A 9764-nucleotide genomic window follows, 5' to 3' on the forward strand; every position below is an offset into this window, starting at 1 on the left:
ATGATGTGACCGCCCCCCGACAGCATCAATGTGCCATATGTGGACGGGCGGAATCGACAACTTGTTGACCCAACTTTTGACTGTCGGTAGCAGAGTCGGATGATCAGCCAGATTTCCCAGCCGCACCTGAAAGGCTAGCGTTTTTCGCGTTCTGTCAATTCTTACGCAGTTTGGACGTACCATCGTTTTGCGCTCAGCGGCGTTGTTGCGTAATTCACTCCTGAGGCATGAGAGCCCCTTTCCCGGCATCAACCGACACGAACAATCTCGGCCGTTCCGAGGGCCGAGAAGCGGTTCATCACTGCGATGCGGATCTGGATTTCGGCGGTTTGGCGATCCGGGTCTCTTGCGGCGATGCGTTCGCCAAAGGCTTTGAGGCAGCGCATCTTCGCCTCGATCCTGCTTCGGGCGTGATATCCGGTCCAGCGCTTCCAGAACGCCCTGCCATAATGCCGGATGGCACGCAGGGTTTCATTCCGAGCGATTGCGGCCGGGCGGTCCACTTTCCACGGTCGCCCATGCTTGCGGGCCTGCCATTCACCGTCACCGAGGAACTTGATCCCAGTGCTTTAGACCAAAAGGTTGAGCGGCCCATCAGCGCGTCGGTATGGGATCAGAACTGCCAATGTCTTTTGCCTCCTCTCGTGCATGTAAACATGCACTGCCGACAGTGGTCGGCACAGGGTCGTGCAATCGGGAACGGCCCAGCCCAGTTCTGCCATCTTCAAAAGGCTCGCCACCATTCCGGTCGTTTGCAATGCCAGCCTGAACAGAACTTTGATGGTCAGGCAGACCTGGATCGAAGCATCCGAGAAAACCGCAGGGCGACCGGGGCTGCCGTCATGCGGCGCGAGCCAAGTCATCTCCTTGTCCAAACCGATCAACAGCGACCCGCGTTTGCGAAGAGAAGCAGTGTAGCTGGACCAGTTCGTCGTGCGGTAGCGGGCGGGTGCCGGCTTGCTCATGGTGTCTGTCTAACCGCATGGATTCACGCTCTGAATCCTCAACCGTCAGAGTTCTGCAACAACGACGATCAGCAAAATTACTGTGCTCGATATTATGAAGCGGCGGCGACAGAATTCCTTGTGATACGATTCTGCCCCCTCCGGCATCAGACCCCATCATTGCTATTTTTGCGAAATCTCCAACTTTATGCTGGCATACCAGTCGGCCACGGCGCGGATCTCGGTATCTGTCATATCCGCAGAGACGGCACTCATGATCTCATGGGTTCGCTTTCCGTTTCGAAAGGCATGCAACTGCGTATCTATATAGATGTTGGTTTCGCCCGCCAGATTAGGCACGCCGTCCATCACGCCTATTCCGTCGACACCATGGCAACTGACGCAGGCCGCAGGCGCGTCAGACACGTCCTGTTGCAGGGTCGCCGTGGCATGCTGGCTTGCGTACCAAGCGGCAAGATCGGCAATCTGCTGGTCAGTCAGGGACTTGGCGACAACCGACATCATTTCGTGCACACGGGTACCGTCACGAAAGGCGGTCAGTTGGGTCGCCAGATAGGCCGCCTGTTCACCACCGATATGCGGCGCAATCGGTATCTTGGCGTAGCCGTCAATCCCGTGGCACGTCCGGCATTGACCAGCCAGCAGGCGACCCGCTTCCGGGTCGCCTCCAGCATCTTGCGCGAAAACGGTCCCGGCGAGGATGATCCCGCCAAGGCCCAGAGCAAGACTGCGCATCATTCGTCGTAGCTGATGCGATAGATCGCGCCTGCCAGATCGTCAGACACAAGGATCGACCCGTCGCGCAGGTTCGCGACATCGACTGGACGGCCCAGATATTCGGCGTTCTCGTCGATCCAGCCTTCGGCAAAAGGTTCCGTCGTGACCGTGCCGTCTTCGGCCACCGTGCTGACCATAACCCGCGCGCCGACTGGCGTCGTGCGGTTCCACGATCCGTGCTGTGCCGAAAAGATGGCGTTCTTGTACTTGTCCGGAAACTGCTTGCCGGTATAGAACACCATGCCCAGGTCAGCCGCGTGGGCCACCGTTTCGGACACTGGCATGGTCACGTCGACCGGCACCTCTTCGTCCTTGTATTCGTTGGTGCGCACGTCGCCACCGCCGTACCAGGGGTGGCCAAAGTTCAGGCCGACTTCGGTCATGTGGTTGATTTCACCCGGCGGGATGTCGTCACCCATGCCGTCGACCTGATTGTCGGTGAACCACAGATCGCCGCCAATCGGATCAAAATCCTGCCCGACTGAATTGCGTATGCCACGGGCCACAATCTCGCGACCGGTCCCATCCTGATTCATACGAATGATGCCGCCGATTCCTGTATCCAAATATTTCTGGACCTTGTCCGGCGGCGTCACGTTGTGAGGTTGTCCGAGCGAGATATAAAGCTTGCCATCTGGGCCAATGTCGCAGACCCGTGCGGTATGGTTGAAACTTTCCTCTTCCGCAGGGATCAACTCGCCTTGCGGGACAACCTGCCCAACGGCAACATCGGGCGACTCGTAAAAGAATTCAGCGGCGGGGAATACCAGAACGCGGTTCTGTTCCGCAATATACAGGAATCCATCGGGGCTGAAACAGACACCGTTCGGAATCGTGAACGTCAGCGAAGGTGCAAAGTCCTTCACTTCGTCCGCGACGCGATCCTTATTCCGGTCGGTGACGACCCAGACCTTATCTTTGCGCGTTCCGACAAAGACGGCAACCCCCTGCGGACCAACAGCAATATGGCGCGCGTCAGGCACCACGGCATAAAGCTCTATTTTGAAGCCGTCAGGCATTTTGATCCGTTCCAAAGACTTCTTGATGCCTTCGGCGTAATCACCAGCCTGATCGATCACTGTAAAATCTGTGGTTCCGGTGGACTGCATGCTTTGCAGTCGTTCAATATTTTGCGGCAAGTCTGCACTTTGCGCGTGCAGGGTACCTGCCGCCAGAGACATCGCAGTCACCGTAGTGAGCAAGATCTTCATCGAATCCCTCCCTAACTTGAACAGATATCAGGACCTCAACCTTCACGTGCAGCGGATTGCGTGTCAATAAAATCAATGGTTGAACAAGTGAAAGTTCGATTGGAAGTCCGAACTTCTAATCGATCTTGTACCATTTCCTACTACTTAGGATAGTGTGAGTTGATTTTGCTGCTCGGCGTACTTTTGCCATACCGGTGTTCTCACTTCATGATCGAGCCATGCTGTGACGTATTTGACCGGCCCGCCAAAGTCTTCGACGGCCTTACGAGGCTGAAAGTGCGACTTGTAGCCGGTCTCGCTGACTGGCACTGGCTTGCCGGTTTTGCTCTGCACCTCAAGGTGGACACTGCACAAGTGGCGGGCCAAGCCGCCGGTCCCGCGCAAGCCGCCCACCAGCGATCAGGCCAGTGCGCCCTGCGAGGTCTCATTCTCGCGCATGTAAACATGCGCTGCCATGCAGCGGGATCTGGGACATACCATGGATGCCCGGGCCGGTCGCGGGCATGTTCTTCTCCCTCTATCTGACAGGAAGTTTTCGTATCGATCCTTCATGCGGGCACCTTGGTTGATCGCAGCCAAGATAGGTGAAAACGTGCAGCTTGTCTGCGCGCTCCGAGGGGGCGGTCGTTCATCCGTCCCGCAGCTTCGGTTGGTTTGGGGCTCCGTCGCTGCCATGTTCTGCAGCTCACAATTGGCTGCTTTGGGGAGCACGCTTGTCCGACCTGTAGTGTTCGCCTACTCAAGCAGTTCATAAACTTTAGCTAAAGGATAGCTGTCATGGATTTTAACAGAAGAAAAGCCATGGGGCTCGCCTGTGGAGCTTTGGGTGCAACCGCTCTCCCCCGGATCGCGATGGCGAACTTCGCTCCCCGTCCTGCCGACTGGCGCAACTTCGAGATCCAAACTCGGGTCAATATGTTGCTCAACGGGGCGACGGCGCAAGCTTGGATCCCGGTTCCGTCCGTCACTGAGGGGGACTGGATGCGTGCTGGCGACACAACATGGACAGGGAACGCGGATCATATCTCGTTGAAAACGGACGACAACGGCACCCTCTTCGTTCACGCGATTTGGCTGGAAACGAAAGGCGAGGCCACCCTTGATGTCACGTCTTCCGCGTCCGCGCGGAACCGTCGGGTGAACTTGAACGGCCCCGGCCTGGACAAGCCTCTTTCGGCTGAAGAACGAATGCGTTTCACCGCACCGACCGACCTGATCCCCACCGACGGAATCGTCCGAGATACGGCCGTATCAATCGTCAAAGGGGCAACCAGCGACGTTGAAAAGGCGCGCCGTATCTACGACTGGGTCGTTGATAGCACCGAGCGCAATCCTGAAACACGTGGTTGCGGGCTTGGCGACATAGCTTCAATGCTCACGATGGGTGATTTGACCGGTAAATGTGCCGACCTGAACTCGCTTTATGTTGGCCTCGCCAGAGCAGTCGAATTGCCGGCCCGTGACGTCTACGGCTTGCGTGTTGCTCCATCGGCATTCGGTTACAAGAGCCTCGGCGCAGGGTCGCCTGATGTCACGAAGGCACAGCACTGTCGCGCTGACGTTTTCCTTGACGGGTTCGGTTGGACACCTGTCGATCCAGCGGATGTTCGGAAGGTCGTATTGGAGGAGCCGCCAAAGACGTTGACGCTACAAGATGCCGAGGTTGAAGACGTAAGGCGCGCGCTTTTTGGCGCGTGGGAAGGGAATTGGATTGCATACAACTTTACACACGACGTGGTCCTTCCCGGAGCACCCCGAAGCAGGATTCCGTTCTTGATGTATCCTCAGGCAACGATTGGCGACACATGGCTCGACGAACTCGACCCAGAAAACTTCGCTTATTCGATCAGCGCACGCGAGACTTCAGGCTGAAGCGCAATATCGGTCCTCTGCTTCCCAAGCGGAGGATCGCCCTCACCTTCATATATCGGTAATTTTCACTGCGGTATACACCGAGGTCCGCTATGCGGAGATACTATTGAAAATAGTCTCTTGATTGGATCTCGATGTGTTGATTCACTCTTTTTGAGAGTGGAGGGCGTGGCGATGATGGGACCGAGGCAAGTGGCGCAGGGCGCGCTGTTTTACGAGTTCTCCATAGATGGGTTTGTGCCGCAGGATCACCCGGTGCGTGGGATTGATCGCTTCTTGGATCAGAAAGATGTGCGGTCGCTTCTGGCCCCGTTTTAAAGTTCACATGGCCGTCCTTCGATTGACCCCGAGCTGATGATCCGGATGTTTTTGCGTGGCTACTGCCAGGGGATCAGGTCCGAGCGGCGGCGGTGCCAGGGGCATCGCCAAGTTGTTGGACGGATCTGATCTGGGTATGGAGAGCTGACGAACATACCCACCGATATGCCGCGTCTGAAGGGCTTTCGATATCCACGTGAGGTCATTGCTTATGCTGTTTGGGCGTATCATCGCTTCGCCCTGAGCACGGCCGCCGTTGAAGACCTACTGGCGGAGCGGGGTGTGCTTGTGAGCCGGGAAGCGATCCGTCTTTGGGTTTACCGCTTCGGGTGGCACTTCGCGGATTGCATCCGGTGTGACCGACCAAGACCGAACGACAAGTGGCACGTTGACGAGGTAGTACTCACGATCCGTAGCCAGAAACATTGGCTGTGGCGCGCTATCGACGTTGACGGAGATGTGCTCGATATTCTCGTGCAAACGCGCCGGAATGCAAAAGCAGCAAAACGGGTCTTCAAAAGATTGGTCGCAAGCTTCGGCGAGCCGCGCGTCGTTATCACGGGCAAGTTGCGCAGCTACATCAAGCCAATCAAGACGTTAGCCCCATGTGCGGATCACCGGGCCCACAAGAGTCTGATCAACGCAATCGAGGTTTCGCACCGGCCGACCCGAAAGCGAGCGAAGATCTTGAGCAAGTTCAAATCCCACCGGCAAGTTCAAAGGTTTCTGTCCCCGTATGATCAAATCAACCTGATCTTCCGCCCGCACCAATACCAACTTTCAGCAGCCTCATACCGCCACGCCCGCTCAGACGCCTTCAGCCTTTGGGCCGCCAAAACCGCCGAAACCGCCGAGATTACAGCATGATACATCCTTCGCCAAGATTCACAGTCTGGGGCAATCAACTTGGTAATACCATGGTGACAGTTATCGGCTCGGCAAAAGCCGCGCACGTAAGGCCGAAGCCGCCACCTTAGCACCCGTTGCAGAATTGGCCCTGCGGGCCAATGCGCCATGGCAAGCGCCAGCTATCTGGCGAGCGCGTGCCATGACGCTTGGCACCCCGCCACTGGCCTGGTTTTGCCCCGCCGCGTGGCCGGATTTGTCTCCGCCGTTGACAGAGGAGCCGTCAGTTCTTGCAGGGCCTTGAGTTCGCCAGTCTAATGGACGATGAAAGTCATTGACCATCGGCACGCCGCTAAATGCCGCCGCGTTTTCACACGATCTGGAGCGTTTTAGCCCATGGTCTCCCAAGTAGACTGTCATTTTTGATATGCCAGATAACCGGTTAGATAGCGCGGCACCGACGGCGGAGTTCAGCCCTTTGGCATCGTTGGAGGCGCCATGACAACATAGGGTGTTGGTGGCGCAACTCCCGGCGGTAGTGCTTCCGGCGCGGGATTGCCGGGCTCACCAAGAGAACCGATGTAGAGATAGAGCGAGCGCAAATCGCTCTCGTCCATCGCATGGACATTGAAATAGGGCATCGGCGGCTTCGCCTTAAAGGTTTTGGCAAATTCAACGAAATCATCCTCGCTTTCACCCTTGATGGTGAGTCGGAGGTTCGCCGCATAAGTAGTGCCCCAGGGTCCTTGGAAGCCGACGGGATTTCCGATAAGCGCGTTCACCGGATCGATCTTGCCTTCCGTTTCACTGTATCTTGGTGTGTGGCAATCGTGACAGCCACCTATGATCGAAATCTGAAGGCCGCGTTCTACTGAGATGGTTCCGTCTTCGGCAGTGGCTGCAAGTGGCAGAAAAGCGGCACCAAACGCCGCCAAGCAAAGCTTGAGTGTCAATTTATGTCTCCTCCGCGTCGAGCGAATGAAGCCACGTTAGAAGCATGGCGCTCACGGTCCCGCTCGTGGATCGGGGCATGCAGATTTTGAACCCATCCAAAACAAAGTCAAGAGTATTGCCAAGCCGTTGGCGTCAGCTTGTGAACCTTGGAAAAGACAGGATCATGTCGCCATTTCGGCGGTGTAGTCGGCCCAGAGGCTGAAGGCATCGGAGCGGGCGTGGCGGTATGAGGCTGCTGAACGTTGGTAGCGTGCGGGCGGAAGATCAGATTGATTTGAGCGTACGGGGACAGAAACCTCTGAGCTTGCCGGTGGGATTTGAATCGGCCAAATATCTTCTCTCGTTTTCGGGTCGGCCGGGGCGATACTTCGATCGCGTTGTTTAGACCCTTGTGGGAACGGTGATCAGCGTCCGGGGCTACTGTTTTAATTGGGTTGATAAGTAGCTGCGCAATTTGTCGGTGATGACGACCCTCGGTTGGCCAAACTTTGCAACCAGCCTTTCATAAAACTGCATTGCTGCCTTGGCGTTTCGACCTGTTTGCACGAGGATATCGAGGACGTTGCCATTTGCGTCGATTGCGCGCCAGAGCCAGTGCTGCTTGCCACGGATCGTGAGCACTACCTCGTCCAGGTGCCACTTGTCGCTCGGCGGTGGTCGATCCCGGCGGATGCAATCAGCGAAATACCGACCAAAGCGATTGACTCAAAGACGAGTGGCTTCCCGGCTGACTATCACTCCTAGCGCAGCCAACAGGTCTTCAACATCAGCCGTACTCAGAGCTAAACGATGGTAGGCCCAGACAGCGTCCACAAGGATCTCACTTGGATATCGAAAGCCCTTCAGACGCAGGATGTGGGTTGGAATGTTCGTCAGTTCTCCATACCCAGATCAGATCCGTCCAACAACTTGGCAATACCCTGCCATGCGTCCCCTGCGCCGGACTTGGCGGCGCTCGCATCATTTCAAGATTCCGGCGACGAAAACTAGCGTTAAACGTCCGCTACAATTTCGCCCCTCATCTCACCTGTCAGGCGGCTCATATCCTCCTTGTGGACCGATCTGCGAACCGCGTCGATTTTCAACTCCGCCATGTCCCTCGTGGCCTTATCCGGCCACTCAGTAATCGCCGCGCTGGTCCGGTCACTGGTGCGTATCACAGTGACGCGACTTGCCCCAAAACTCTTGAGCGCGGGGAGGCGCTTTTCCTCAATGGCACGCAAAGATGTTTGGTAATCAGTTCCTTGTGCGATTTCCCATGTGGTGATTGTGATGTAACGCATCTCTCCCTCCATCGGTTGTCGCAGCAATTTAGCACAAAACGGATCCCACTACTTCACCACAATCACGTGTGAGTTGTGCTTCAAATGAATTGTGAAGCGTCACAACGACTTCGCAACCCTGCCTTTAGGATCTGATACCCGAGATACCGGCGGACCTCCGCCTGCCCGTCGAGAGCCGCACCGCAGGTTCCCCCGAACGGCCACTTATCCACCGCGCAGCGTTTTCGTTGTTTGGGTGTCGGCAGTGCGCACCAACCCGCCCTAAGCTATTCGATTGCACTCTACATGAATCTGCGGGGTCCGAAGCGAAAGGATGGGTTGTGGCGGGCTTGATCAATCGCAAGGACGTCAAAATCCAAGTAGGGTATTGTTCAAGGCAGACATCAGGAGGCCAACATGTTTTCAAACATCATGATCCCAGTAGATCTTAGGCACGCCAACCGACTAGACAAAGCTCTATCGATCGCGGCTGACATTGCAAAACTCTATACTGCAAAGGCACATATCGTCGGCGTCGGCCAGTCATTGCCAACCGAAATCGCGCGCACGCCCGGGGAGTATGCGGAAAAACTTGCCGCCTTTGCGGCGGACCGTTCCAAGGCGCTTGGAGTTACGTTCAAACCACACGCCGAGATCAGCCACGACCCGGCGGTCGATCTTGATGCCGTTCTGAAGCGTGCCGCCGATGCGATCGGCATCGATCTGATCGTGATGGCGAGTCATGTTCCGAGTTTCGCCGAGTATCTCATCGCATCGAATGCAGGGTATCTCGCGTTGCATGCGAGCATGTCGGTCCTCATCGTGCGTCAATGAACCATAACCCGGGAGCAAGATTGAAATCCCTAAGGTAAGCTGAGCTTTAGACCGACACGCGGCAACGCAGCACCCTTGCGGAGGGGTGCTGCGGTAGGATGTCATTCAGACCTTTTGCTCACGTCCGATCGTCACATATGACGTCCCAGAACCTGACATTCATCATTGCCGCATCAGGTATTCACAAGCGAAATCCATGGAGCGGACTCGTCTTGGAGGAGGAACGTGGATCGGTTCAAGGGCGGATGCCTTTGCGGCAACCTTCGTATCATTGCGACGGGGTTCGGGTCTGCCTATGCCACTGTCTCGACTGCCGAGAGCTTCAGGGCACTTTATTTCACGCCTGACGGGACAAGCCGCCCCCAAAGCCGCGCCGCGCTGGCAAGCAGAAGACCTGCTACGAACCGACGGGGCGCCGCAAGGATGGCTGGAATTCAAAGCTGGCCCGACGCGAAAAGGTAAAGGTCACTGAAGCCTCATCAACGGACGCGGAATGACCCACCAAAGCAAGCAGCCCGGAGACCTCAAATATCGCAGGGATGATAAGCCTTGCGGGGCATGCGGCGGTCATCCGACCAAAAGACTCAATGTCCGCTCCGATGTAGGTTTCTCGGACGCCCCGCGCGACGTTTGAGTGACGCGGGACGTTGCCTGGCGTCGGAGAAGCGCTCAAGCGGGAAATCGCGGGGTTGGGCTTGGTGGGTGGTTTGTTGCTATGGGGATTG

7 protein-coding genes and 4 pseudogenes are annotated in these 9764 nt (G+C 56.6%); 5 read left to right on the top strand and 6 right to left on the bottom strand.

What is annotated here, in order from left to right:
- Positions 1-99 precede the first annotated feature (99 nt).
- Positions 100-198: pseudogene (locus FQ320_RS21145) on the top strand (IS6 family transposase); the annotation flags it as partial.
- A gap of 50 nt (positions 199-248) precedes the next feature.
- Here FQ320_RS21145 and FQ320_RS21150 read toward each other — a convergent pair.
- The 3 genes and pseudogenes from FQ320_RS21150 to FQ320_RS21160 form a co-directional block, all read right to left on the bottom strand.
- A pseudogene (locus tag FQ320_RS21150) lies at positions 249-965 on the bottom strand (transposase).
- 162 nt (positions 966-1127) lie between these two features.
- Positions 1128-1703 carry a cytochrome c gene (locus tag FQ320_RS21155; RefSeq protein WP_148475301.1) on the bottom strand — a complete coding sequence of 192 codons (576 nt, stop codon included), beginning with the start codon at positions 1701-1703 and terminating at the stop codon, positions 1128-1130.
- The gene (locus tag FQ320_RS21160; protein WP_148475302.1) at positions 1700-2953 is read right to left on the bottom strand and encodes a sorbosone dehydrogenase family protein; all 1254 of its coding nucleotides are present in this window, start codon (positions 2951-2953) and stop codon (positions 1700-1702) included. The genes FQ320_RS21155 and FQ320_RS21160 overlap by 4 nt, the downstream gene beginning before the upstream one ends.
- A gap of 777 nt (positions 2954-3730) precedes the next feature.
- On the opposite strand from FQ320_RS21160, the gene FQ320_RS21165 reads away from it, so the two are divergent.
- The 3 genes and pseudogenes from FQ320_RS21165 to FQ320_RS21175 all read left to right on the top strand — a co-directional run bounded on the left by FQ320_RS21165 (position 3731) and on the right by FQ320_RS21175 (position 6010).
- Positions 3731-4825, top strand: a complete 1095-nt coding sequence (locus tag FQ320_RS21165; protein ID WP_148475303.1) for a transglutaminase-like domain-containing protein — start codon at positions 3731-3733, stop codon at positions 4823-4825.
- A 174-nt stretch (positions 4826-4999) separates the two neighbouring features.
- Positions 5000-5242 (top strand): annotated as a pseudogene (locus FQ320_RS26600) (transposase); the annotation flags it as partial.
- Positions 5243-5308: 66 nt separating this feature from the next.
- Positions 5309-6010, top strand: coding sequence for an IS6 family transposase (locus FQ320_RS21175; RefSeq protein ID WP_148475305.1), 702 nt, complete (start codon positions 5309-5311; stop codon positions 6008-6010).
- A 449-nt stretch (positions 6011-6459) separates the two neighbouring features.
- On the opposite strand, the gene FQ320_RS21180 is transcribed toward FQ320_RS21175, so the two are convergent.
- The 3 genes and pseudogenes from FQ320_RS21180 to FQ320_RS21190 form a co-directional block, all read right to left on the bottom strand.
- On the bottom strand, positions 6460-6942 hold the full coding sequence (locus FQ320_RS21180; protein ID WP_148475306.1) for a cytochrome C: 483 nt from the start codon (positions 6940-6942) through the stop codon (positions 6460-6462).
- 162 nt (positions 6943-7104) lie between these two features.
- A pseudogene (locus FQ320_RS21185) lies at positions 7105-7810 on the bottom strand (IS6 family transposase).
- 125 nt (positions 7811-7935) lie between these two features.
- Positions 7936-8226: a hypothetical protein gene (locus FQ320_RS21190; RefSeq protein ID WP_148475307.1), complete on the bottom strand. Its 291-nt coding sequence runs from the start codon at positions 8224-8226 to the stop codon at positions 7936-7938.
- Between the two features lie 396 nt (positions 8227-8622).
- On the opposite strand from FQ320_RS21190, the gene FQ320_RS21195 reads away from it, so the two are divergent.
- Entirely contained in the window at positions 8623-9039 is a 417-nt protein-coding gene (locus FQ320_RS21195; protein ID WP_148475308.1) for a universal stress protein, read from the top strand.
- The last annotated feature ends 725 nt before the right edge of the window (positions 9040-9764 follow it).

The sequence above is a fragment of the Oceaniovalibus sp. ACAM 378 genome (assembly GCF_008085915.1).
Taxonomy (GTDB): domain Bacteria; phylum Pseudomonadota; class Alphaproteobacteria; order Rhodobacterales; family Rhodobacteraceae; genus Oceaniglobus.